Origin of the sequence: Paenibacillus sp. FSL H3-0469 (assembly GCF_038051945.1) — a bacterium.
Classification (GTDB): domain Bacteria; phylum Bacillota; class Bacilli; order Paenibacillales; family Paenibacillaceae; genus Paenibacillus_AQ.
This window is the reverse complement of record NZ_CP150302.1, coordinates 2,763,468-2,787,701: the sequence shown is the minus strand read 5'-3', so window position 1 is coordinate 2,787,701 and position 24,234 is coordinate 2,763,468. Positions and strand designations below refer to the sequence as shown.

Annotated in this window: 18 protein-coding genes, 7 tRNA genes and 3 rRNA genes; 25 read left to right on the top strand and 3 right to left on the bottom strand. The window is 51.9% G+C overall.

Annotated features, from left to right (window positions below; genetic code table 11):
• From NSS83_RS12080 to NSS83_RS11965, 24 genes are all read left to right on the top strand, one after another.
• Positions 1–336 (top strand): ribosomal-processing cysteine protease Prp, encoded by a 336-nt coding sequence (locus NSS83_RS12080; RefSeq protein ID WP_036698984.1) that lies wholly within the window; start codon positions 1–3, stop codon positions 334–336.
• Positions 337–353: 17 nt separating this feature from the next.
• Complete coding sequence (gene rpmA, locus NSS83_RS12075) at positions 354–665, top strand: 50S ribosomal protein L27 (protein ID WP_020429282.1); 312 nt, start codon at positions 354–356, stop codon at positions 663–665.
• 252 nt (positions 666–917) lie between these two features.
• Positions 918–1,658 (top strand): Spo0B domain-containing protein, encoded by a 741-nt coding sequence (locus NSS83_RS12070; protein ID WP_341184294.1) that lies wholly within the window; start codon positions 918–920, stop codon positions 1,656–1,658.
• Between the two features lie 15 nt (positions 1,659–1,673).
• Positions 1,674–2,981, top strand: a complete 1,308-nt coding sequence (obgE, locus tag NSS83_RS12065) for a GTPase ObgE (RefSeq protein ID WP_341017233.1) — start codon at positions 1,674–1,676, stop codon at positions 2,979–2,981.
• Positions 2,982–3,206: 225 nt separating this feature from the next.
• Positions 3,207–4,382 (top strand): SPFH domain-containing protein, encoded by a 1,176-nt coding sequence (locus NSS83_RS12060; RefSeq protein WP_341184295.1) that lies wholly within the window; start codon positions 3,207–3,209, stop codon positions 4,380–4,382.
• Positions 4,383–4,387: 5 nt separating this feature from the next.
• Positions 4,388–5,134: a hypothetical protein gene (locus NSS83_RS12055; RefSeq protein WP_341184296.1), complete on the top strand. Its 747-nt coding sequence runs from the start codon at positions 4,388–4,390 to the stop codon at positions 5,132–5,134.
• Positions 5,135–5,149: 15 nt separating this feature from the next.
• Positions 5,150–5,908, top strand: a complete 759-nt coding sequence (locus tag NSS83_RS12050) for a hypothetical protein (RefSeq protein WP_341184297.1) — start codon at positions 5,150–5,152, stop codon at positions 5,906–5,908.
• A 169-nt stretch (positions 5,909–6,077) separates the two neighbouring features.
• Positions 6,078–6,515: an ACT domain-containing protein gene (locus NSS83_RS12045; protein WP_036698990.1), complete on the top strand. Its 438-nt coding sequence runs from the start codon at positions 6,078–6,080 to the stop codon at positions 6,513–6,515.
• An 8-nt stretch (positions 6,516–6,523) separates the two neighbouring features.
• The gene (locus tag NSS83_RS12040; protein WP_341184298.1) at positions 6,524–7,810 is read left to right on the top strand and encodes a homoserine dehydrogenase; all 1,287 of its coding nucleotides are present in this window, start codon (positions 6,524–6,526) and stop codon (positions 7,808–7,810) included.
• A gap of 64 nt (positions 7,811–7,874) precedes the next feature.
• Entirely contained in the window at positions 7,875–8,855 is a 981-nt protein-coding gene (thrB, locus tag NSS83_RS12035) for a homoserine kinase (protein WP_341184299.1), read from the top strand.
• Positions 8,852–9,739 (top strand): prephenate dehydratase, encoded by an 888-nt coding sequence (gene pheA / locus NSS83_RS12030; RefSeq protein WP_209877018.1) that lies wholly within the window; start codon positions 8,852–8,854, stop codon positions 9,737–9,739. Before thrB ends, pheA begins: the two co-directional genes overlap by 4 nt.
• Before the next feature lie 4 nt (positions 9,740–9,743).
• On the top strand, positions 9,744–10,625 hold the full coding sequence (ilvE, locus tag NSS83_RS12025; RefSeq protein WP_340752117.1) for a branched-chain-amino-acid transaminase: 882 nt from the start codon (positions 9,744–9,746) through the stop codon (positions 10,623–10,625).
• A 214-nt stretch (positions 10,626–10,839) separates the two neighbouring features.
• The gene (locus NSS83_RS12020) at positions 10,840–12,369 is read left to right on the top strand and encodes a LysM peptidoglycan-binding domain-containing protein (RefSeq protein WP_341184300.1); all 1,530 of its coding nucleotides are present in this window, start codon (positions 10,840–10,842) and stop codon (positions 12,367–12,369) included.
• A 486-nt stretch (positions 12,370–12,855) separates the two neighbouring features.
• Positions 12,856–14,416 (top strand): 16S ribosomal RNA (locus NSS83_RS12015).
• 293 nt (positions 14,417–14,709) lie between these two features.
• Positions 14,710–17,636: ribosomal RNA gene (locus tag NSS83_RS12010) — 23S ribosomal RNA — on the top strand.
• 147 nt (positions 17,637–17,783) lie between these two features.
• Positions 17,784–17,900, top strand: a 5S ribosomal RNA gene (rrf, locus tag NSS83_RS12005).
• The 16S, 23S and 5S rRNA genes sit together here, the layout of an rRNA operon.
• A gap of 72 nt (positions 17,901–17,972) precedes the next feature.
• On the top strand, positions 17,973–18,491 hold the full coding sequence (locus NSS83_RS12000; RefSeq protein WP_341184301.1) for an AAA family ATPase: 519 nt from the start codon (positions 17,973–17,975) through the stop codon (positions 18,489–18,491).
• Positions 18,492–18,641: 150 nt separating this feature from the next.
• A tRNA-Glu gene (locus tag NSS83_RS11995) sits at positions 18,642–18,716 on the top strand.
• 87 nt (positions 18,717–18,803) lie between these two features.
• A tRNA-Val gene (locus tag NSS83_RS11990) sits at positions 18,804–18,879 on the top strand.
• A gap of 40 nt (positions 18,880–18,919) precedes the next feature.
• Positions 18,920–18,993: transfer RNA gene (locus NSS83_RS11985), tRNA-Met, on the top strand.
• Between the two features lie 76 nt (positions 18,994–19,069).
• Positions 19,070–19,147, top strand: a tRNA-Asp gene (locus NSS83_RS11980).
• Between the two features lie 63 nt (positions 19,148–19,210).
• A tRNA-Gly gene (locus NSS83_RS11975) sits at positions 19,211–19,285 on the top strand.
• Between the two features lie 6 nt (positions 19,286–19,291).
• Positions 19,292–19,368, top strand: a tRNA-Arg gene (locus tag NSS83_RS11970).
• A 187-nt stretch (positions 19,369–19,555) separates the two neighbouring features.
• Positions 19,556–19,634 (top strand) — tRNA-Leu (locus tag NSS83_RS11965).
• Between the two features lie 71 nt (positions 19,635–19,705).
• Here NSS83_RS11965 and NSS83_RS11960 read toward each other — a convergent pair.
• Positions 19,706–20,653, bottom strand: coding sequence for an NAD(P)-dependent oxidoreductase (locus tag NSS83_RS11960; protein WP_341348302.1), 948 nt, complete (start codon positions 20,651–20,653; stop codon positions 19,706–19,708).
• A gap of 141 nt (positions 20,654–20,794) precedes the next feature.
• On the opposite strand from NSS83_RS11960, the gene NSS83_RS11955 reads away from it, so the two are divergent.
• On the top strand, positions 20,795–21,679 hold the full coding sequence (locus NSS83_RS11955) for a LysR family transcriptional regulator (RefSeq protein WP_341348301.1): 885 nt from the start codon (positions 20,795–20,797) through the stop codon (positions 21,677–21,679).
• Positions 21,680–21,696: 17 nt separating this feature from the next.
• On the opposite strand, the gene NSS83_RS11950 is transcribed toward NSS83_RS11955, so the two are convergent.
• Together NSS83_RS11950 and NSS83_RS11945 are read right to left on the bottom strand one after the other, a co-directional pair.
• Entirely contained in the window at positions 21,697–22,119 is a 423-nt protein-coding gene (locus tag NSS83_RS11950) for a VOC family protein (RefSeq protein ID WP_341184304.1), read from the bottom strand.
• Between the two features lie 65 nt (positions 22,120–22,184).
• The gene (locus tag NSS83_RS11945; RefSeq protein WP_341184305.1) at positions 22,185–24,176 is read right to left on the bottom strand and encodes an alpha-amylase family protein; all 1,992 of its coding nucleotides are present in this window, start codon (positions 24,174–24,176) and stop codon (positions 22,185–22,187) included.
• Positions 24,177–24,234 lie beyond the last annotated feature (58 nt).

Genomic DNA, 24,234 nt, shown 5'->3' with positions numbered 1-24,234 from the left:
ATGATTAACGTGCGGATTACACGGGCTTCTGCTCAGGGTGTCATTGTCGGTTTTGCCGTCAAGGGGCATGCGGAATACGCAAGGAATGGCAGGGATATCGTCTGCGCGGGTGTTTCGACGGTTACCGTTGGAACGGTGAATGCGATTGAGAGCCTGACCGGAGTGGTTCTGGATACTTCGATGAAGGATGGATTCTTAAGCGGAACTCTGGTTCCCGTGAATGATCCCGAAGTCTCCGCCAAGGTACAGCTTTTGCTGGAATCCATGGTGCTGATGCTCAAGGATATTGCTAAATCCTACAGGAAATATATTCAGATACAGGAAGTCATCATTTGAAGAAGGAGGTTGACAACATGTTGAAATTGGATCTTCAATTATTCGCATCGAAAAAAGGTGTTGGTTCCACAAAGAACGGACGTGATTCCCACTCTAAGCGTCTTGGCGTGAAACGGGCTGACGGTCAAGCAGTAACCGGCGGCAACATCTTGGTTCGCCAACGCGGAACCAAAATCCACCCGGGCACGAACGTGGGCATCGGTAAAGATGACACACTGTTCGCGCTTGTGGACGGCGTAGTGAAGTTCGAACGTTGGGGACGCGACCGCAAAAAAGTGAGCGTGTATCCGGTGGATGTCGCTCCGGTAGCAGCGGCACTGGAAGCGTAAGCTTACGGAACCTATGAAGATGAGAAGCCTCCGGCATCAGTGCCGGGGGCTTTTTTTGAAGTTAAGAGTCCATATGCTTCGGGGTCCCCGCAAAGTACCTGAGTAAGCATCAAAGCTTAAGCCTCACTTTGTGGCGGGATTCTGGTGATTGCAGAGAAAGCCTGTGTTATACTGGGAAATGGTGAATATGAAGCAAGATAAGCAGTGCTTACATTGGAATCAATTTTGCGAACCAAGGGACGGGGAGAAAGAATGAAATCCTGGAAAAGTAAGGTCTGGGCAGTCATGTTATCCGCAGTGTTTCCTTTAGGGCTCGTGTATTGGCAAACCTCCCTTTTCACATGCCTGCTGCTCGGAGTCTGGGTAGCGGCAGTGCTTGCATTCAGCTTTGTTTACAACCGGCGTCAATATGAAGAGGAACTGCGTATACAGGAGAACACTCTGCAGCAGGCGGCAAACCGGACACTGAATCATCATCGTCATGACTGGATGAATGATCTGCAGGTGCTTTACGGATATATCCAGCTGGGCAAGCCTGATAAATCCGTACAATGTGTGGAAAGAATAAAGGAGCGTATTGCGCTCGACAGCCGTATTGCCAAATTGGGAGTACCTTCCCTGGTGTTCTACCTGCAATCCTTCCGTACGTTCAGAAGCAGTCTGGAGCTGGACATACAGGTGGAGGAAGGGCTCCAGCTGGAGGACAAGCTGAGTCCTGAAGCAGGGGCTGAGCTGACTTCGGTCATTATGCAGACGGTCAGGGCGTACCAGTACAGCGGAATAACACAGCATGGAGACACGCGGAAGCTTGAGCTTAGCTTTTCACAGGAGGGAAGGGACATTCTGATCTCTTTCAAAGGTGAGGGAGAGCAAGGTAATCCCGAACTGCTTCAGGGGCAAATTTATAATATAGTACAAGGAAAAATCATGAAGGCGGAGCAGGTTCAGCCTGCCAAGGGTTATTTGGAGCTGCGGTTACCGCTGGAGATGTAAGGAAGGTGAACATTTATGTTCGTAGATAAGGCTAAGGTTTATGTAAAAGGCGGAGACGGCGGAGATGGTCTCGTAGCGTTTCGCCGGGAGAAATATGTACCGGATGGCGGTCCTGCCGGCGGCGATGGCGGCCGTGGGGGAGATGTGATTTTCCGCGTGGATGAAGGCTTGCGGACTCTGATGGATTTCCGTTATCAGCGGCACTTCAAGGCCGATAAGGGAGTTAAGGGACGCAACAAGAGCCAGCACGGGGCAAACGCCGAGCATATGATCGTGCGGATTCCACCAGGAACCGTGTTGATTGATGATGATACCCAGGAGATCCTTGCCGATTTAACCCGTCATGGACAACAGGTTGTAGTGGCCCGCGGCGGCCGGGGGGGCCGGGGGAATACCCGGTTTGCGACGGCGAACAATACAGCGCCGGAGCTGGCTGAGAATGGGGAAGAGGGCCAGGAGCGGTACATCGTAATGGAGCTGAAGGTCATGGCCGACGTAGGCCTTGTAGGCTTCCCTAGCGTAGGTAAATCTACGCTGCTGTCGGTCGTATCTGCTGCCCAGCCGAAGATCGGAGCGTACCACTTTACCACCATTACCCCGAATCTGGGTGTAGTTGATGTCGGGGATGGCCGCAGCTTTGTAATGGCGGATCTGCCTGGACTGATTGAAGGCGCGAGTGAAGGAGTGGGCCTGGGGCATGAGTTCCTGCGCCACGTTGAACGCACGCGTATCATCATTCATGTCGTGGATATGTCCGGCTCGGAAGGCCGCGATCCTTTTGAAGATTGGGTACTGATTAACGATGAGCTGAAGCAATACAATGCGGCGCTGATTGACCGTCCGCAGATCGTGGCGGCGAACAAGATGGATATGCCTGATTCCGAGGAGAACCTGGCTTCTTTCCGTGAGCGTATCGCGGAGCTTCGTCCGGACCTTGAGATTATGCCGATCTCTTCCCTGACACGTCAGGGCGTTCAGGAGCTGCTCTACCGTGCTACAGATATTCTTGACAGTATTCCTGTGGCTCCGGTGGTTGAAGAAGTGGCTGGCAAAGAGCGCAAGGTGTATAAGCTGGAAGCAGAAGAGGATAACTCATTCACGATTACCCGTGACAACGAGGCGTTTGTAGTCAACAGTCCGCGCATTGAGCGGATGATTAAGAGAATGCAGCTAAGCACACATGATGCCATTCTTAGGCTGGCCCGTACTTTGCGTCACATGGGTGTGGATGCCGAGCTGCGCAGACGCGGCGCTGTCGAAGGCACAATCGTGCGCATTGCTGATTTTGAATTCGAATTTGTCGAGAACAGCAGCTACTATTAATAGAGAAGCAAGTATACCGGCTGTATCTTCCGAGAGGGGGATGCGGCCTTTTTTAATGGGAGTCAGGTGGGCTTCACAGAGGGTTTAGCCATTTATATTAATAAAGTTTTCTTTATATATCTGGATTAATTTACTACAATCATTATATAAGTGATGTTAAGTTGAATCCAAAGGGTGTAATCTGCGTATATCATACATACCTGTCAGGAAAGAGGGAATGGACAGATGGCAATTATTGAAGTAGTCAAATATGACGGACCTCCGGGTGTCTTCGCCTGGAAGTATCCGAATCAGGAGCTGGGGACCTGGACACAGCTGATCGTAAATGAATCCCAGGAAGCGATTCTGTTCAAGGGTGGAGAGGCACTGGATTCCTTCACAGCCGGACGCCACACTTTAAGCACAGCGAATATTCCGATTCTGTCGAATGTGGTGAACCTGCCGTTCGGCGGCAAGTCACCGTTCACCGCAGAGATATGGTTTGTGAACAAGCTGAACTCCATGAATGTGAAGTGGGGGACTAGTGCACCGCTGCAGCTACAGGACCCTAAATACAAGATCATGGTCGCAGTACGTGCCTTCGGGCAATTTGGCGTGCGGATCGAAGATCCCCGCAAATTCTTGCTGAAGCTGGTAGGAACGCTGCCGCTCTTCGATCAGGATACGATGATTAATTATTTCCGCGGCCTGCTGATGTCTAATATCAATGAACTCATTTCTTCTTATCTGGTGCACAAAAAAATCAGCATCCTGGAGATCAACGCCTACGTGGTTGAAATCTCCAAGCATATTCAGGGGCGCTTGGCCTCCTCGTTCCTGGACAGCGGTATTGAACTTAATAATTTCTATATTGACTCGATCAATATTCCCGATGATGATCCGGCAACGCAGCGCCTGAAGGAAGCCCTGGCCAAAAAGGCGGAGATGGACATTATCGGCTTCACCTATCAGCAGGAACGTAGCTTCGATGCTATGGAGGAGGCCGCAGGCAATCCGGGCAACGCAGGCGTGGGCATGATGAATGCGGGGCTGGGGCTCGGCATGGGCTTCGGGCTGGCCGGACCTGCGGCTGAGATAGCCACCCGGATGACCCGGAGCATGTCCCTGGACGGCAGTACGGGCAGCCAGCCGGCATCTGCTGCTTCTAAATCCTGCTCGGGCTGCGGAACCCTTAATCCGGCAGATGCACGCTTCTGTACCGGCTGCGGCCGCAGTCTGCAACCGCCGCCGGAAGCGGAGAATAAGCTATGTCCTAGCTGCGGCAAGGCGGTCATCCCTGGTGCCAAATTCTGTCCTCATTGCGGAGAAGGCCTGATCCTGAAATGTGCAGGCTGCGGGCATGAGCTGAAGCCCGGACAGAAATTCTGTCCAGAGTGCGGTACCAGAGCGGCTAACGGGTGAGCGGAATGCAGAGGCAGAGGTCATATACGGGTCTTGTCACTGGCATTTATGTTGCTGTTCTGGCAGTTACTGCGGGCACCTTCTTCACATTTGGATTCTCGGAATCGCTGCTGCGCTTCGTAGTGACTCTGCTCGCTGTAGGTATGGCAGAGACTGCGGTTTACCTATATTGTATGCTATGGCTGCGCCGTGCTCCTGAAGCAGGCAGGACTTCGCCAGTATTCATCAGCGGAGTTGTAATTATAGCCTTCTATCTGGCTGCGGTACTAGCTTCGGCTATTCTGCTGGACTGGATTCTGGAGCTGAGCCCGCTCTGGTATGCTGGAGAGCAGCTGCTTATCCTGATTATGGCTGTGATCGTGCTTGCAGCTACAGCGGGATATGGCTGGAATGCCGCCTCCGGGGAGCGCAGGGCTGCGGACGCTTCGCGGAGCCTGCGTACTCACATGCAGGAGCTTCAGGAGATCAGAGGGATTGCAGGTACCTGGAAGCATCCTGAGGCAGGCAGACTGGTGGAGCTGATTGAGGCTCTGGAGGAGAAGTTCCGCTACAGTGACCCGGTATCGAGACCCGGATTGTATGCAACCGAAGACATCATTAGGCAGCAGATCTCTCTGCTGCATGACCATGTGGCTCTGCTGCTTGTTCTGAAGGAGCTGCCGGCCAGCTGGGACACGGAGACAGAGGAATTAACCGAGAGTATTGCCGGCACGCTCCAGCGGCGTAACCTGGAGCTGGCGGGGCTTAAATAGGAGGAGTAGACAGCAATGGGGATAGGGAATCAGCCAGGCAGACTACTGCCGGGCCGGGAAGGGCAGCCCTCTGATAGTCTGCCTAAGTATGAGCGGACTACTTTTGATATTGTAACTATCGGTGCCGGATATTTGTTTATGCCGCTAGGGTTTGTGCTTGCGCTGGTACGCATGCTGAGTACACACTATAAAAATTACCGCAAGGCAGTCAATTATAGTCTGATGCATCATGTGTTTGTGGGCGGCTTCGTGCAGTTGATGGGAATTGTCGTCTACTCCATCTTCAGTGAAGACGGGATTGACGCGGCAACGCTGATTACTATGCTAATCCTCTGCGCATTGGTTTCTCTTCTGCCTGCGGCCGTATTTGCGAGGAGCGCAGCCAAAGCCAGATTCCGCTTCTCGCAGCTCGCCAATCAGTATGTACAACTGATCACAGTGGAGAGAGTCCGCTATACCGGGAATCTGGCGGACCGTACCGGGCAAAGTGAAGGTGATGTGAGCAGAGACCTTCTCTATCTGCAGAAGTACGGGGTGCTGGACTCCGGCCTCCTCTTTCAAGAAGGGGCGGATGAAGCAGCTCCGGCGGCGCAGGGAGGCCAGGCGGCGTCATCTCCGTTCTCGCCGCCTGCCGGCGGACCGCAACATCAGCAGCGCGGTCCGCAGCAACTGCCGAAATCGGTACGCTGCCCGGGCTGCGGGGCACAGAATACAGTAGCTCCTAACCAGTCCACAAGCTGTGATTACTGCGGGACAACCCTTGCTTACAGCTGAGCATGCGCGGCAAGTACAACTGTTTTCATTTCTGTAGTGAAGGCTGTTCCTCCTAGATGATAGGGGAACAGCCTTTTCCGCTGTTTGCAGAAAGTTATTGCCATAAAAGCCTTCAATCCCGTATAATGTCCACTATGTACATACAAAAGTCTTTGGGGTGAGGACGTTCGTGAAAGAACGCTATTATTTGGTCCGGGAGGACATATTGCCCGATGCGGTGCTGAAGACCATGCAGGTCAAACAGCTGCTGGAAGCAGGAGATGCCAAAACCGTACACGAGGGCGTGGAACAGGTTGGGCTTAGCCGCAGTGCTTTTTATAAATACAAAGATGGGATACACTTAATTCATCAGCTGGAGCGCGAGCGCATTGTGACGATCTCGATTGATCTGGAGCACGAATCCGGCATGCTGTCCAAGGTGCTCGGTTCCGTGGCTGTCCACGGGGCGAATGTGCTGACAATCCATCAGAGTATCCCGCTGCAGGGGCGGGCCAACGTGGTGATCTCTGTTGAGATCTCCCACCTGAATGAAGAGCTGGGCGACTTGCTGGACAGTCTCAAGGCAATTCCCGGTGTGAAGCGTGCGTTAATTATTGGTCAGGGGTGAGAATACGAATGAAGCCGGTTAGAGTAGGTCTGCTGGGTCTGGGAACTGTAGGTACGGGCGTTGTCCGTATTGTGGAAGGAAATCAGGAGGATTTGAGCAGCCAGGTGGGCTCGCCGATCCTGATTGAACGTATTGCCGTGAAGAATACCGAGAAGCCGCGTGATATTGAAGTGGACCCGTCCAAGATAACCGATGATCCGTGGGCCGTTATCCGTGACCCGGAGATTGATGTCATTGTTGAGGTCATGGGCGGAATCGCGGGGACGAAGGAATACATTCTGGAGGCGCTGGAGCGCGGCAAGCATATCGTAACCGCCAATAAGGATCTGATGGCCCTGCACGGCTCGGAGATTCTGGCGAAGGCGCAGGAGAAGCAGTGTGATGTGTTCTATGAGGCAAGTGTGGCGGGAGGCATTCCGATTATCCGCACCCTGATCGAAGGCTTTTCCTCGGATAAGATTATGAAGATTATGGGGATTGTGAACGGGACAACCAACTACATTCTCAGCAAAATGAGCCAGGAAGGCGCGTCTTACCTGGACGCACTGCAGGAAGCGCAGGAGCTGGGGTATGCCGAGTCTGATCCGACCTCCGATGTGGAGGGACTGGATGCGGCCCGCAAGATGGCCATTCTGGGCACGCTGGGCTTCCGGACCAATGTGGAGCTGAGCGACGTCAGTGTAAGCGGGATTTCCGGCGTCAGCAAGGAGGATATGGCTTTTGCCAAACGGCTGGGGTACGAGATGAAGCTGCTCGGAATCGCTGAGCGCCAGGATGAAGAATTCAGCATTAGCGTTCAGCCTACGATGATCCGTACGAACCACCCGATTGCCTCCGTGAACGGCGTGTTTAATGCGGTATATGTATATGGTGAAGCTGTAGGTGAGACGATGTTCTACGGTGCGGGGGCAGGGGCGATGCCTACGGCAACCTCGATTGTGGCGGATCTGGTGGCGGTCATTAAGAACCTGAAGCTGGGTGTCAACGGGCTTAAGCAAATTGTGCCGTATAAGCAGAAGAAGCTGAAGAGCGACGAGGATATTTATTACAAAAACTTCCTCCTGCTCCATGTCGACGACAAGGCCGGGGTCCTTGCGAAGATTACCCAGGTGTTTGCCGAATATGATGTCAGCCTGGATTCTGTGGTGCAGCAGGCCAATCCTAATAATCCGGACGCCGAAATTATTATTGTAACGCATAACGCCAGCAGAGCCAGTATGAACAAAGTGCTGCGCCACCTGGAGCAACTGAATGTCATTCACCGCATCAAAAGCCATTATCGTGTAGAAGGCTAAATATCGCGGGTTCCCTGGAACACAGGGCCCTGCGCGCAAATATAACGAAGGAGATTTACCCGCCATGAGTATTTACGGAAGGTCTAGAGTGAAGGTCCCTGCGAGTACCGCCAATCTCGGTCCGGGCTTCGATACGCTGGGCATGGCTCTGTCGCTGTATGCCTGGATTGAAATGGAGGAAGCTGCTGAAACGGTGTTTCATCTGTATGGAGATGAGATGGCTGGAGTTCCCCGGGATAAAAGCAATCTGCTCTACAAGGTTGCACAAATGGTATTTGCAGAGGCCAGGGTTCAGGTTCCGGAGTTGTCCATCTCCATGTATTCGGAAATCCCGCTCACCCGCGGGCTTGGCAGCAGTGCTACGGCCATTATTGGCGCGTTGGCTGCGGCGAATGCTATGATAGGTTCACCGCTGAGTCAGGCGAAGCTGTTCGATATGGCTACAGCTATAGAGAAGCATCCCGACAATGTCGGAGCCTCGCTGTTCGGGGGAATTATTACGGCCGTATGGGACGGCGAGCATGCCGATTATATCCGGATCGAGCCGCCGCAGGAGCTGGAATTCCTGGTGGTCATTCCTGAATTCGAGCTGGAGACCGTCAAGGCCAGAGAGGCGCTGCCTGCGGAGATTACCATGAGCGATGCGGTTCATAATATCAGCCGCACCTCGCTGCTTACCGCAGCGTTAGCCGCAGGGCGGCTGGACCTGATTGGCACAGCGATGCAGGACCGGCTGCATCAGCCTTACCGCGCACCGCTGGTGCCGGGGATGGAGAAGCTGCTGGCTGAAGCTCCGGGCCACGGCGCGCTGGGGATTGCGCTTAGCGGTGCAGGCCCGACTCTGTTATGTATGGTGGACCGCAGCGAGCAGCGGAAGCAGGAGCTGGAGCTGTTTTTGACAGAGACCATGCAGGAGAACGGAATCTCTGCCCGTACCTTATGGCTGCCTCCTTGCACCACTGGTGTCACGGCAGAGCTGCTTGAAAGAAACGGGATGCAAAACGAATCATTTTTGGATATGATAAAAGGAGAATTACAGCCATGAAATCAATAGCGTTATTGCCCCAGGGCTCCGTCTCGCATGAAGCGCTGCTGCATTTATTTGGCGGTAACCCTGTTCAACTGGAGCATCATAAGCTCATATCCGATGTTTTTCTGTCCACGGCCGGCGGAGTTACCGATTACAGTGTCATTCCGATTGAGAACACGATAGAAGGCTCGGTCAGCCTGCATATCGACTGGCTCATTAATGAAGTGAACCTGCCGATGCAGGCGGAGTGGATTTTCCCGTCGATACAGAATCTGATCAGCTGTCCGCAGGAATTCACGAAGGAGAACGGGGACAAGGATTATACGAAGATTGTCAAGATTCTGTCCCATCCGGTGGCTATGGCGCAATGCACGCAGTTTATCCGTAAGGCTATGCCCTGGGCTGAGCTGGAGTCTGTGGGAAGCACCTCTGAAGCGGTGGAGATTGTAAAAGGCAATCCCGGCAAAGGCTGGGCTGCCATCGGTACCGCGCTTGGAGCCGCTACGCACGGACTCGAGGTTGTGGAGCGCCAGATTACAGACCATAATAACAATTACACGCGGTTTGTCCTGGTGGGCCCGCAGAAGCTGGAGCTTCCGCAGAAGAGCAGTGGAGACAAGACGAGTATTCTTGTTACGCTGCCTGAGGATTTCCCTGGTGCCCTGCATCAGGTGTTGGCTGCTTTTGCCTGGCGTAAGCTGAACTTGTCCCGTATTGAATCACGGCCGACGAAGAAGAAGCTGGGTACTTATTATTTCTATATTGATGTGCTGGAACCGATAGAATCGGTACTGCTCCCGGGTGCGATCGAAGAGATCAAAGCCTTGGGCTGTCAGGTACGGATTCTGGGGTCCTATCCCACATACACCTATGAGGAAGAGAAAGCGGAGGTGCAGTAAGTTCATGGCTGAGCAATGGATCTATCTGGATGGACAACATGTAACGAAGGACAAGGCAATGGTGTCCGTATTCGATCACGGTTTTTTATATGGAGACGGAATCTTTGAAGGTATCCGTATTTATAACGGCAATATCTTCAAGTGTAAGGAGCATCTGGACAGGCTGTATGATTCGGCAAAGTCGATTATGCTGGACATTCCGCTGACCTATGATGAGATGCTGGAGGCTATGGCTGAGACAATCCGCCTGAACGACATGCGGGACGGTTACATCCGGCTGATCGTATCACGCGGTCCCGGCAACCTGGGTCTTGATCCGCGCCGCTGCCCCAAAGCAAGTGTAATCATCATTGTGGAGCAGCTCGCCATCTACCCGGAGCAGGCTTATATGAATGGACTTCGTGCCGTTTCGGTCTCCCAGCGCCGCAATCTCCCGGATGCCCTGAATCCTAAGATCAAATCGCTGAACTATCTGAACAATATTTTGGTGAAGATTCAGTCGAATCTGGCGGAAGCCGATGAAGCGATCATGATGAACGCTCAGGGCTATGTAACCGAAGGCTCCGGCGATAATATCTTCATTATCAAAAGAGGCGTAGTCTATACACCACCTTGTTACCTGGGCGCCCTGGAGGGAATCACCCGTCTGGCGATCATTGAGCTGTGTGAGAAGCTGGGATTGCCGCTGAAGGAAGAGCCGTTCACCATGCATGATGTCTATATTGCCGATGAAGTCTTCTTCACCGGAACAGCGGCTGAAGTTATTGCTGCCCGTGAGATCGACGGCAGAGTCATCGGTTCCGGCCAGGCCGGGCCGATTACCCTGCAATTGCTGGAAGAATTCCGCAATGTGGTTGATAAAGACGGTTATAAGGTTTGGGAATAGTACATTAATTTCCCGGGAGCGAATAGAGAAAAATCCTTTCATGCCAAGCATGGAAGGATTTTTTTTGCATATAGGGATGTCATTCGCCCATGGGCTGCATAAGATGTAGTAACGAAGGAGGCGGCTGTACCGCAACTACCGAATCTGGAGGGCTATCATCCCTGAACCGGGGTGCAGTGCCGATCAATAGATACTTTTAGGAGGTAAATGCTGCGTGAAAATACACATTGTTAAGCAAGGTGATTCGCTGTTTGCGTTATCACAGAAGTATGGAGTGCCGCTGCAAAAAATAATCGAGGCCAATCCGCAAATCACCAATCCAGATGTGCTTGCGGTTGGAGACAAGGTTAAGATCCCGGCTGCGCCCGTGGCTCTGCCTGTTCCGGACAACAACGATATCTACTATAAGCACACAGTCAAGCAAGGCGATACCTTATGGAAGCTCTCCAAGGCTTGGGGCATTACACTCAAGGATATGATTGATGCCAACCCGCAGCTTAAGAACCCTAACGCACTGATGACAGGTGAAGTCGTGAATATCCCTAAGAAGGTTAGTACTTCTCCAATCCAGGCCCAATCCATCGATCCGGTAAAAGCTAATACGACCCCGATTCAGGCTCAGTCAACCGCACCGGCAGTGGTCGATAAAACGGCGATTGGCGGTAAAACCTACACCGGTGTCATCGAAAAGCCGGCTCCTGCGCCAGCTCCTGCACCTGCTGCAGAAGCAGTCCCTATCCCGTTGGCGGTTCCTGCACCTAACCCTGCACCTAACAAAGCGCCGGAAGTCAAGCCGGTTCAGGAAGTCGTCCATGAGAAACAAAGCTTGTATGTGCAAATCTCTGTTCCTGCACAGGAAGAGAAGTCCAAAGAAGTGCATCATAATAAGACAGAGGTTCAGCCTGCCACTTGGGATGAGGGTAAAACCTCGCCCTGGGGAAAGACCGATGGCTATCCCGGCCTCAGCGAGAATCCGTATTTTATGAATTATGCACCCGTGTATCCTGTATATGAGCCCATGGCCAATATGGATATGAACAATATGAATAACGCTCCGAGTTATGTTCAGCCTGCAGCGTTTATGCCGGACTGCCCGCCTTTCTATGCTCAGCCGGTTAATCCTTGTCCGCCTGGACAATATCCGGGAGCGTGGTATCCTAATGCAGCACCGGATTATAATAATGTGAATATGTCTGCAGTCAGTCCTGTCAGTGACAATGCTGCGTTTGCTCCGCAGTACCAGAGCGAGCAGGTTAACCTTCCATGGCCTTCCTGCGGGTGCGGCGCAATGTCGATTCAGCCCTATCCTTATGAGCAGCCGATGTATAACGGGTATCCGGTATACGGCATGCCGCCGCAGATGGGGATGGTTTCTCCATATGCCGGAGGAATGAATGCCATGCCTAACGCTGTGTCACCCATGTATGAACAGCCTATGGTATCTAACATTCCACCATATCCTGCTTATCCGGGCATGGAGAACTTCGCTCACAACCGCGTACCCGAGATTCAGATTCCTGAGCCTGTAGTGGAGGAAGCGGAGGAGTTGCCGGATAAGGGGCGCACTGAAGCCACAGCAGCAAAGGATACAAAACCAGGGAAGTCGAAACCGGCAGCGGCAAAAGCGAAAACCTCCAGCCAGGGTTCTGCTGCCAAGGATAAAGCCCACGCCAAGCCGCATTCGAACTCAAGCGGACGTTCTAGTACAGCTAAGAAGAATCAGACTCCGTGGATTCCGAATTAAGAGAGGAGTCCCCTTAGGAGAGAGTGGCACATGCAGGTCCTGCTAGATATGAGGGCCGGCATGTGCTTTTCGGGCAATGTTATGCAGGTACAGAGGCTGGTATAGGATATCTATGAAAGGCTATAGGACTATCTCATAGCTATAGGACTATCTCATAAATGGTATAAAATTAAGGGTTGATAGCAGGTACATATCATGATATATTATATATCCAGTCGCAAGGCGGGTGCCTTGCAAGAAGATTGGACATGTTGCTCTGCTGAATACAGATTTCGCTTCATCAAAAAAAAGTGTTGCATTCAGAAGATGAACGTGTTATATTATAAAAGTTGCTGGTGACGCGGTAAGCGGCGCTAACAACGAGCTTGATCTTTGAAAACTGAACAACGAGTGAGTATCGGAAATCACTTCGGTGAGATCCAAAAATGAGAATGTAACAATTCTCGTCAGATGTTTCAAAATGAGCAATCGCTCTTTCTAAATACCAATTTGGAGAGTTTGATCCTGGCTCAGGACGAACGCTGGCGGCGTGCCTAATACATGCAAGTCGAGCGGAGTTTGAGAGGAAGCTTGCTTCCTTTCAAACTTAGCGGCGGACGGGTGAGTAACACGTAGGCAACCTGCCCTCAAGCCTGGGATAACTACCGGAAACGGTAGCTAATACCGGATAATTTCTTTCTTCTCCTGAGGAGAGAATGAAAGGCGGAGCAATCTGCTGCTTGGGGATGGGCCTGCGGCGCATTAGCTAGTTGGTGGGGTAACGGCCCACCAAGGCGACGATGCGTAGCCGACCTGAGAGGGTGAACGGCCACACTGGGACTGAGACACGGCCCAGACTCCTACGGGAGGCAGCAGTAGGGAATCTTCCGCAATGGGCGCAAGCCTGACGGAGCAACGCCGCGTGAGTGATGAAGGTTTTCGGATCGTAAAGCTCTGTTGCCAGGGAAGAACGTCCGGTAGAGTAACTGCTACCGGAGTGACGGTACCTGAGAAGAAAGCCCCGGCTAACTACGTGCCAGCAGCCGCGGTAATACGTAGGGGGCAAGCGTTGTCCGGAATTATTGGGCGTAAAGCGCGCGCAGGCGGTTATTTAAGTCTGGTGTTTAAACCTTGGGCTCAACCTGAGGTCGCACTGGAAACTGGGTGACTTGAGTACAGAAGAGGAAAGTGGAATTCCACGTGTAGCGGTGAAATGCGTAGATATGTGGAGGAACACCAGTGGCGAAGGCGACTTTCTGGGCTGTAACTGACGCTGAGGCGCGAAAGCGTGGGGAGCAAACAGGATTAGATACCCTGGTAGTCCACGCCGTAAACGATGAGTGCTAGGTGTTAGGGGTTTCGATACCCTTGGTGCCGAAGTTAACACAGTAAGCACTCCGCCTGGGGAGTACGGTCGCAAGACTGAAACTCAAAGGAATTGACGGGGACCCGCACAAGCAGTGGAGTATGTGGTTTAATTCGAAGCAACGCGAAGAACCTTACCAGGTCTTGACATCCAACTAACGAAGCAGAGATGCATCAGGTGCCCTTCGGGGAAAGTTGAGACAGGTGGTGCATGGTTGTCGTCAGCTCGTGTCGTGAGATGTTGGGTTAAGTCCCGCAACGAGCGCAACCCTTGACTTTAGTTGCCAGCAGGTTGAGCTGGGCACTCTAGAGTGACTGCCGGTGACAAACCGGAGGAAGGTGGGGATGACGTCAAATCATCATGCCCCTTATGACCTGGGCTACACACGTACTACAATGGCCGGTACAACGGGAAGCGAAGCCGCGAGGTGGAGCCAATCCCAGCAAAGCCGGTCTCAGTTCGGATTGCAGGCTGCAACTCGCCTGCATGAAGTCGGAATTGCTAGTAATCGCGGATCAGCATGCCGCGGTGAATACGTTCCCGGGTCTTGTACACACCGCCCGTCACACCACGAGAGTTTACAACACCCGAAGTCGGTGGGGTAACCCGCAAGGGAGCCAGCCGCCGAAGGTGGGGTAGATGATTGGGGTGAAGTCGTAACAAGGTAGCCGTATCGGAAGGTGCGGCTGGATCACCTCCTTTCTATGGAGAATCGTCTTCTGCAATGAAGACATTCAAATCGGAAGTTTAACTTCCAAACCAATCAGGTTTAGGCCTGTTACTCACTCGTTGGTCAGTTTTGAGAGTTTAAGCTCTCATCTTTACCTTTGATCCTTGAAAACTGGATACCGAAACGAATTTGCGTTTTAGAACATTCCTTTAAGCTGAACTTGTGTAAACAAGTTTTGAATTAATGGCGATGCTACGATGATCTTGATGGAAATATAGACGTTGAAGAAATTCATTGTCCGATAGTTTCCTGACGGAAAAATCGAGGTTAAGCTACTAAGAGCACACGGAGGATGCCTAGGCGCCAGGAGCCGACGAAGGACGTGGCGAACAACGAAACTGCCTCGGGGAGCTGTAAGCAAGCTTTGATCCGGGGGTGTCCGAATGGGGAAACCCAGCTGTGGTAATTCGCAGTTACTCGTATCTGAATACATAGGATACGCAGAGGCAGACCAGGGGAACTGAAACATCTAAGTACCCTGAGGAAGAGAAAACAATAGTGATTCCGTCAGTAGCGGCGAGCGAACGCGGAACAGCCTAAACCAAGAGGCTTGCCTCTTGGGGTTGTGGGACGTCTCACATGGAGTTACAAAGGAATATGGTAGGCGAAGAGGTCTGGAAAGGCCCGCGATAGAGGTAAAAGCCCTGTAGCCGAAATGGTATTCTCTCCGAGACGGATCCCGAGTAGTGCGGGGCACGTGAAACCCCGTATGAATCCAGCAGGACCATCTGCTAAGGCTAAATACTACCTGGCGACCGATAGTGAAACAGTACCGTGAGGGAAAGGTGAAAAGCACCCCGGAAGGGGAGTGAAATAGAACCTGAAACCGTGTGCTTACAAAAAGTCAGAGCCCTTTCTATGGGTGATGGCGTGCCTTTTGTAGAATGAACCGGCGAGTTACGTTTAACATGCAAGGTTAAGGTGAGAAGCCGGAGCCGCAGCGAAAGCGAGTCTGAATAGGGCGACTAAGTATGTGGACGTAGACCCGAAACCGTGTGATCTACCCCTGTCCAGGGTGAAGGTGCGGTAACACGCACTGGAGGCCCGAACCCACGCATGTTGAAAAATGCGGGGATGAGGTGGGGGTAGCGGAGAAATTCCAATCGAACTCGGAGATAGCTGGTTCTCCCCGAAATAGCTTTAGGGCTAGCCTCGGTGAATGGAGTGGTGGAGGTAGAGCACTGATTGGGTGCGGGGCCCGCAAGGGTTACCAAGCTCAGTCAAACTCCGAATGCCATTTACTTCTTGCCGGGAGTCAGACAGTGAGTGCTAAGATCCATTGTCAAAAGGGAAACAGCCCAGACCATCAGCTAAGGTCCCCAAGTGTGTGTTAAGTGGGAAAGGATGTGGAGTTGCACAGACAACCAGGATGTTGGCTTAGAAGCAGCCACCATTGAAAGAGTGCGTAATAGCTCACTGGTCGAGTGACTCTGCGCCGAAAATGTAACGGGGCTAAACACACCACCGAAGCTATGGCTAGATACTTTGTATCTGGGGTAGGGGAGCGTTGTATATACGTTGAAGGTGTACCGTAAGGAGCGCTGGAGAGTATACAAGTGAGAATGCCGGTATGAGTAACGAAAAGATCAGTGAGAATCTGATCCGCCGAAAGCCCAAGGTTTCCTGAGGAAGGCTCGTCCGCTCAGGGTAAGTCGGGACCTAAGGCGAGGCCGAAAGGCGTAGTCGAAGGACAACAGTTTGAAATTACTGTACCACCGTAATCCGCTATGAGCGATGGGGTGACGCAGGAGGGTAGTGACGCGGACTGATGGATGTCCGTCTAAGCAGTGAGGCTGGTGTGTAGGCAAATCCGCACACCGTAAGGCTGGGCTGTGATGGGGAGCGAAAATTACAGTAGCGAAGGTCATGATCTCACACTGCCAAGAAAAGCCTCTAGTCAGGAGAAGGTGCCCGTACCGCAAACCGACACAGGTAGGCGAGAAGAGAATTCTAAGGCGCGCGGAAGAACTCTCGTTAAGGAACTCGGCAAAATGACCCCGTAACTTCGGGAGAAGGGGTGCCTCGGTAGGGTGAATAGCCCGAGGGGGCCGCAGTGAAAAGGCCCAAGCGACTGTTTAGCAAAAACACAGGTCTGTGCGAAGCCGTAAGGCGAAGTATACGGGCTGACGCCTGCCCGGTGCTGGAAGGTTAAGGGGAGCGGTTAGGACTTAGTCCGAAGCTGTGAACCGAAGCCCCAGTAAACGGCGGCCGTAACTATAACGGTCCTAAGGTAGCGAAATTCCTTGTCAGGTAAATTCTGACCCGCACGAATGGCGTAACGACTTGGGCGCTGTCTCAACGAGAGATCCGGTGAAATTTTAATACCTGTGAAGATGCAGGTTACCCGCGACAAGACGGAAAGACCCCATGGAGCTTTACTGCAGCTTGATATTGAATTTGGGTACGATCTGTACAGGATAGGTGGGAGCCGTGGAGGCAGGAGCGCAAGCTTCTGCGGAGGCGCCGTTGGGATACCACCCTGATCGTATCTAGGTTCTAACCTAGTGCCCTTATCGGGTACGGGGACCGTGTCAGGCGGGCAGTTTGACTGGGGCGGTCGCCTCCTAAAGAGTAACGGAGGCGTTCAAAGGTTCCCTCAGAATGGTTGGAAATCATTCGCAGAGTGCAAAGGCATAAGGGAGCTTGACTGCGAGACCTACAAGTCGAGCAGGGACGAAAGTCGGACTTAGTGATCCGGTGGTACCGCATGGAAGGGCCATCGCTCAACGGATAAAAGCTACCCTGGGGATAACAGGCTTATCTCCCCCAAGAGTCCACATCGACGGGGAGGTTTGGCACCTCGATGTCGGCTCATCGCATCCTGGGGCTGAAGTAGGTCCCAAGGGTTGGGCTGTTCGCCCATTAAAGCGGTACGCGAGCTGGGTTCAGAACGTCGTGAGACAGTTCGGTCCCTATCTGTCGTGGGCGCAGGAAATTTGAGAGGAGCTGTCCTTAGTACGAGAGGACCGGGATGGACGTACCGCTGGTGCATCAGTTGTTCCGCCAGGAGCATGGCTGAGTAGCTACGTACGGACGGGATAAGCGCTGAAAGCATCTAAGCGTGAAGCCCCCCTCAAGATGAGATTTCCCAATTAGTAAGACCCCTTGAAGACGACGAGGTAGATAGGTTGGAGGTGGAAGTGCAGCAATGCATGGAGCTGACCAATACTAATCGGTCGAGGGCTTATCCAAATTTCTATCACGCAGATTCGTTTCGGATTCAGTTTTCAGGAATCAAATTGTAATTTATGGAGCTCAAGTAGCTCGGTAAAGAAGATTTGTTTTCAGCATTTGGCGATGCTGAGACCTGAATAATAGCATTTGATACTCAAATGCCCGTTTGGTGGCGATAGCGGAGGGGTTCCACACGTACCCATCCCGAACACGACCGTTAAGCCCTCCAGCGCCGATGGTACTTGGACCGAAGGGTCCTGGGAGAGTAGGACGTTGCCAAGCACACAAGACCACTGTTGATTATCAATGGTGGTTTTTTGTTATGGGTAAGCTGAATATGAAGGAGGTGCGGGTGTGATTATTTGGCTGAATGGAACCTTTGGTTCGGGAAAGACGCAGACGGCGGCTGAACTCCACCGGAGAATTCCAGATTCTTATGTATTCGATCCGGAGAATGCAGGCTATTACATCCGTGATAATATTCCTGCTGAAATGGCAGAGGATGATTTCCAGAAACACTATCTGTGGCGCGAGTTTACCTATTCGATGCTTAAATGTATTGACTCAGAGTATGAAGGAACGATTATTGTACCTATGACTCTAGTGGATCCGGATTATTTTATAGAGATAGTGGGTAGACTAAGAAGTGAGGGCCGGCAAGTTCGTCATTTTACGTTGTTTGCTTCACCTGAGACCCTGCTTGACAGACTTAAGAGCCGTGGAGATGGCAGAGACTCCTGGGCTGCTCTACAGATGCAGAGATGTCTTAAAGGGCTTAAGAACAAGGTCTTCGAACATCATGTGGATACGGAGTATAAGTCGATTTCACAGGTTGCTGAGGTTATTATAGCTATGATAGAAACACAGGATTAGGACAGTGAGAGCGGGAATCGTCTGTTCAGGTTAGCATTGAAGTGGAACTAGAGGCTCATTAGTTTTTTAATAATAATGTTGTTTCTTGTTGCACTATTCTCATATATTTGATATAATATATTTTGTTGTCGAAAGAATGCTTGTTGATCTGGCTCGTTGGTCAAGGGGTTAAGACACCTCCCTTTCACGGAGGTAACATGGGTTCGAATCCCATACGAGTCACCATTCACTTCTTTAATCTCTAAAGCGGAAATAAATAATGGTTGTATATCTCATGTAAATGTGTTATGATCATTAAGTTGCTTCTTCGATGGAGGCTTAGCTCAGCTGGGAGAGCATCTGCCTTACAAGCAGAGGGTCGGGGGTTCGAACCCCTCAGCCTCCACCATGCAGACTTTGCAAGCCAGAAGAGAATATTTTATTACTGACGCGGGGTGGAGCAGCCCGGTAGCTCGTCGGGCTCATAACCCGAAGGCCGCAGGTTCAAATCCTGCCCCCGCAATTAATCCCCACAAAGTGAAGAGATGCTCTGTAGCATATTCCGAATACTTTCCGGGGGCCCTAAAACCTTTTATCTTGGAACCGTGGTGTAGTTGGCCTAACATGCCTGCCTGTCACGCAGGAGATCGCGGGTTCGAATCCCGTCGGTTCCGCCATTTTACTGGTGCAAGGGATGAGAAGTCCCTGGATTTATTGAAGCAGTTGAATACATACCGTGTGCGGACGTGGCTCAGCGGTAGAGCATCGCCTTGCCAAGGCGAGGGTCGCGGGTTCGATTCCCGTCGTCCGCTCCATATTTTGCGCCCTTAGCTCAGCTGGATAGAGCGTTTGACTACGAATCAAAAGGTCGGGAGTTCGAATCTCTCAGGGCGCGCCATTAATACTTCTCTGATTTAACAAAGTGTCCTTCAGATTCGAACGAGTTCGTTGGAGCCTACGCTTCGATAGCACAACTTCGCAATCGGATGCGTAGCATCCGTATCTCTCAGGGCGCGCCATTATTATTTTATTGAGAGTATTTCATCTAAAATTTAATTATCCATAGTGGATATACATAATATTAAGCCGGCGTGGCGGAATGGCAGACGCGCTCGACTCAAAATCGAGTGGGAAACCGTGGAGGTTCGAGTCCTCTCGCCGGTATTAAAAAGCTTTATGACATTGTATTTTGTACAATGTCATAAAGCTTTTTTTGTATTTTTATTGCACCGAAACTATACTAACTGATTTAGCCTGCTTTCAGGTTCTTCCCCTTTTTGTACACGTTGTATATTCTTAATGAAGAAATCATATCTTTTTTTGTGAAATTTCCGGCCGTCAGGCATTCCTGCGGTATGGGGAGTAAGGACCACATTACTTAGAGTGCGGAGCTCACTGTCTAGGGGAAGCGGTTCAGATTCATACACATCCAGGCAGGCGCCGGAAATAACCCCGGTTTTTAAGGCATCTATCAAATCTGTCTGGTTAACAATCCCGCCGCGGGCCGTGTTGATGAACAGAGCGCTACTCTTCATTTTCTGAAGTGCCGTCTGGTTGATCAGGTGCTTGGTCTGCTCAGTCAAGGGTACATGTACACTGACGATGTCCGATGTGCTTAGAAGATTATCGAGATCCGTCATTGTCATCAAACCATCAGCCTGTACTACGGTCTTTCTCGCATAAGCCAGCACATTCATATCAAAAGCGCTGCAAAACGCAGCCACTTTTTTTCCGATAGCACCCAGCCCGATAATCCCAATGGTTTTGCCCTCTAGTTCACTCCCTGTGTACTCCAACTGATGTTCATCCATCCGGGTTTTCATGAAATGATCAAGAAACGGTATGTTTTTATAATAAGCCAGCATTAGGGCCATTACGTGCTCGGCCACGGCCTGTGCATTTACTCCTGCCGCATTGGCCACCCAAATGCCGAGCTGTGTACAGGCAGGGATATCGACATTATCGTAGCCTGCACCCGTCTGTACCAATTTTAATTTTTTGGCACTGGCGAGCAGGCTAGAGTCTACTTTGATATGCTCAGGAATGAGAACCTGGCAATCTTCAATGTGATGCAGCATATCTTGTCCGGGCGGGACAATGACAACGTTCCAGTCTTGCGGAAAATACCCGGTAATCTTTGATTGTGCAGTTTCGTTAAAATGACCAACGATGAGAACCTTCATAGCTAAACCACCTTTTCATAACCTGGACTATTTGACCCCTTGTCTGTGTTAATGATAATTTTAGACATAAAGAATAATGTTGTAAAACGCAAATATTTTGTGAACTATATTAATATTTTCTATATATTGAGGAGGTATTCTATGTATTTTCCTGGGATAGAAGCGTTTTTAGCTATCGTACGGACTGGGAGTATAAGTAAAGCGGCCGATCTGCTGCATCTGTCACAAGCAACGGTAAGTTACCGCTTAAAGACATTAGAGCAAGGGATGGGCGGACTGTTGGTGGAGCGAAGAAAAGGGGCAGCCAAAATCAGCCTGACCCCAAAAGGGGAGAACTTTTTTAGTATTGCGGAAAGATGGGAGGCGCTCTGGAGGGAAACTCAAATTTTAAAGGCGAATGGTTCGCAGTTAAGTCTGGCCATAAGCGCTGCCGAAAGTATAAGCCACTTTGTCTTGCCTCCGGTATATAGAATGCTTAATCAGCATACTCCGTCCATCCGATTGCAGATTCGTACGCAGCATACTCAGGAGGCTTTTGATAGTATTGAGCGGCGTGAGATGGATGTGGCGTTTGTGGTACGGGAAATTGTGTCGCCTAGCGTTACTGTTCAACCGTTTTTCACTGAAGAAATGGTGCTGTTGCGCTTGGCTGTGCCAGGGCGGCAGGCTGGAGATACGGTGGAAATGGAAGAATTGGAAGCAGAGCATGAAGTCCTCGTCAATTGGAATCGGGAGTTTCAATTCAGACATGACCAGTGGTGGGACCCGCTGTGTCCGTCCCGTGTACATCTGGACTCAGCGGGACTCATCACTACTTTTTTGACGAATGCCAGACAATGGACGATTGTGCCCGCTTCGATTGGCGTCCATATGAAGGGGATGGGAGAATTTGTTCTTCAGAAGCTGGCGGTGTCAGTGCCCCACAGAGTAGGCTATAAGGTAACTCATAAGTTTCCAAACCAGGCGTTACACGAGCCCCTTCAGATTCTTGATAATTATCTGCGAGATACATTTGGAGTTCAATGAGTTGGCCTGCTGTGCAATCATTGTATCCGCTTGGAAATCGGGTGGTCTGCGTTCATCTGCAGCAGGTCCCACAGGTTGCCGTACAAATCCTTGAATACCGCAACGATTCCATATGCTTCTTCTTTGGGTTCTCTGACGAATTCAATCCCCCTGGAGACCATTTCATGATAATCTCGCCAGAAGTTATCGGTGTTCAGAAAAAGGAATACCCGTCCGCCTGCCTGATTGCCGATAAAGGGCTCCTGTTCAGGCTTCGACGCCCGGGCCAGCAGAAGGGTGGTGCCTGCTGACCCGGGAGGGGAGACTACGACCCATCTTTTATCCTGCTCGGGCTGATAAAGATCTTCAACTAATGTGAAATTCAGCTTGTTGGTATAAAATTCTATGGCTTCGTCATAATCCTTAACGACTAGAGCAATGTGTACAATGGACTGAGGCATCCCGGTCATCCTCTCATTCTAGGCAATGGTATAGTTCTTATTATTCTACTATAAATGGACCTAATCTACACCAGCTCAATCACGACCATCTGGTGATTCTCCAGGTAAGGAAGGGTATAGGCAATCTCGCCATCCGGGCTGAACGTGAACGGCAGTTCTGCCATGGAGGGGGCCAGATAGACCCGGTGGACGGGGCCGGGAGACGGGAGCCGCAGGCTGACGGTAATATCATGGAGCGGCACGAGGTCCTCGATGACTTCAATCCGGCCCTTCAGGGCAGGCGCGGCATAGAGCAGATGATTCACATAACGCTGCTCTGCCTGCTGATACTGCAGGGTCGTTATGCCGCGGGCCGGCAGATCCGTACGCAGTGACGGCTCAGGCAGCAGCCGCGACAGTGCATGCAGCACCAGCTCCTTCAGGATAAGAGAGCCGGCTTCGGCGTACTCGCTGAATACCTTCCAGGCGAGATAGATTCCGCTCCTGCTCTCGGCCATCCCCGGACCATTGTTCTCCATGGTGCCCGGTGTGTGCTGGTGGGAACAGAAGGTGAAGACGTCACGGTTAAAATAGGGGTTCTCCAGATGTCCGAGCGCCTCTCCTTGACCTTCCTGTAATTCAATTAGCTGGCCTTCGCCATACATGACAAAGGAAGCGGGCAATAGCGCACCAGGAGTGAAATAGGGCTTGAAATACGCGGGCTGGTAGGGGTTCTCTCCAAGCCAGCTGATTCCCAGGTCCAGGGCAAAGGCATCCCCGGCCAGATTCAATCCCGAGCGTCCGGTAGCCAGCACCTTGCCGCCGCCAGCTGTGAAGCTCTCTATGGCATCGGCCAGCTCAGGCCATACAGATACCTCATCCGGGAGAATCAGCACCTTGTAGGCGCTAAAATCGCTGAATGTATCTACGATATCATAAAGGTAATGCCCTTCGGTCAGCATCCGCACCGCTCCGGCGTCAGCCAGATTGCGCTCTCCCTTGCGTGCTTGCCCGCCGGGACAGGCCTCCCGTGCCGCTTCCAGCGATAGGACGGCAATATCGGCCACAGCAGTGACCCCGCTGCACCATTCCTCTTTTGCTTCTACCTCACTATAGGCAGCGCCGATTAAGGCGTAGGTCGCCTCATCCATCAGACCGGAGGGATGGAGCTGGTCACCGATCGAGCATCTGGCGCCATGGGCGAGGCTAAGCGCGGTCTCGAACCGTAGCGCGTTCGGATGCTTATAGCCTCCGAACTCCCCCCAGGAGGTATGGAATTTGCCGGTCATGCCGAGGAATTCCATGCCCAGCGTCTGGACGTACCGCGCAGACAGCGGGAAATGATCATAACCCCAGCCCCCGGTGGGCAGGGACTCCAGCTCCAGATGAGTGTTGACCTGCACAAGGTCACGGCGTCCCCGCTGCTGATGACCGTTGTTGTGGTAGACGGGAAGTCCGGGCTTCACGGCATCCAGAGTCTCCCGCACACGGCGGGCATAGTGGAGGTAAGTCTGCTCCCCGAGGGCGATGACGGCGGCTTCATCCCGGGGGTCCTGTCCCGCGGCCCGCAGAGCGGCGACGCAATATTGGCAGCGGCATTTACGGCAACCAACGATGTCCAGGAAGATGCCGTCAGCATCGTAGCGGGAAGCCGCCTCATGAATCTGGGCCAGCAGGATGTCCAGATAAGGCGTGTTCATACAGAATTCATGGTAACCGGGTGTCATGAAATCCTTCACCCACCGGGTCCGGTCCTCGGCATCACGGATCAGCCACTCCGGGTGGCGGCGGGCCAGTTTCTCGTCCAGGCCGGCCGATAAATACACCGGTGTACGGACACCGATCTCATGGGCAGCCTCAATCATTTCACCCAGCAAGTCGAAGGTAAGCTCAGGGTGCATCTCATTGGCTTCACTGGGATGATAGGCCCAGCCGTGATGGCATTTGGAGAACACGGTGACAGAGTCTACATGACCTGTACGCAGCATGGACTGGAACTGGGCTCTGGAGAAGTCCCGGCCAATGCCGGGAATGGCTTCTGAGGTATGGAAATCAAGATGAACCTGACGAAAACGCATGGATACACAACCCCTTATGGAATGGAATGAAAAGAAGATTCCCAGTCACTGTACCTCT

What these genes read in the sequence shown, in the direction of transcription:
- NSS83_RS12070 (WP_341184294.1), top strand. Translation starts at nt 918, where the DNA reads ATGAAATCCTGGAAAAGTAAGGTCTGGGCAGTCATGTTATCCGCAGTG.
- rpmA (WP_020429282.1), top strand. Translation starts at nt 354, where the DNA reads ATGTTGAAATTGGATCTTCAATTATTCGCATCGAAAAAAGGTGTTGGT.
- ilvE (WP_340752117.1), top strand. Translation starts at nt 9,744, where the DNA reads ATGGCTGAGCAATGGATCTATCTGGATGGACAACATGTAACGAAGGAC.
- NSS83_RS12055 (WP_341184296.1), top strand. Translation starts at nt 4,388, where the DNA reads ATGCAGAGGCAGAGGTCATATACGGGTCTTGTCACTGGCATTTATGTT.
- NSS83_RS11945 (WP_341184305.1), bottom strand. Translation starts at nt 24,176, where the DNA reads ATGCGTTTTCGTCAGGTTCATCTTGATTTCCATACCTCAGAAGCCATT.
- NSS83_RS11960 (WP_341348302.1), bottom strand. Translation starts at nt 20,653, where the DNA reads ATGAAGGTTCTCATCGTTGGTCATTTTAACGAAACTGCACAATCAAAG.
- NSS83_RS11950 (WP_341184304.1), bottom strand. Translation starts at nt 22,119, where the DNA reads ATGCCTCAGTCCATTGTACACATTGCTCTAGTCGTTAAGGATTATGAC.
- thrB (WP_341184299.1), top strand. Translation starts at nt 7,875, where the DNA reads ATGAGTATTTACGGAAGGTCTAGAGTGAAGGTCCCTGCGAGTACCGCC.
- NSS83_RS11955 (WP_341348301.1), top strand. Translation starts at nt 20,795, where the DNA reads ATGTATTTTCCTGGGATAGAAGCGTTTTTAGCTATCGTACGGACTGGG.
- NSS83_RS12060 (WP_341184295.1), top strand. Translation starts at nt 3,207, where the DNA reads ATGGCAATTATTGAAGTAGTCAAATATGACGGACCTCCGGGTGTCTTC.
- pheA (WP_209877018.1), top strand. Translation starts at nt 8,852, where the DNA reads ATGAAATCAATAGCGTTATTGCCCCAGGGCTCCGTCTCGCATGAAGCG.
- obgE (WP_341017233.1), top strand. Translation starts at nt 1,674, where the DNA reads ATGTTCGTAGATAAGGCTAAGGTTTATGTAAAAGGCGGAGACGGCGGA.
- NSS83_RS12080 (WP_036698984.1), top strand. Translation starts at nt 1, where the DNA reads ATGATTAACGTGCGGATTACACGGGCTTCTGCTCAGGGTGTCATTGTC.
- NSS83_RS12040 (WP_341184298.1), top strand. Translation starts at nt 6,524, where the DNA reads ATGAAGCCGGTTAGAGTAGGTCTGCTGGGTCTGGGAACTGTAGGTACG.
- NSS83_RS12050 (WP_341184297.1), top strand. Translation starts at nt 5,150, where the DNA reads ATGGGGATAGGGAATCAGCCAGGCAGACTACTGCCGGGCCGGGAAGGG.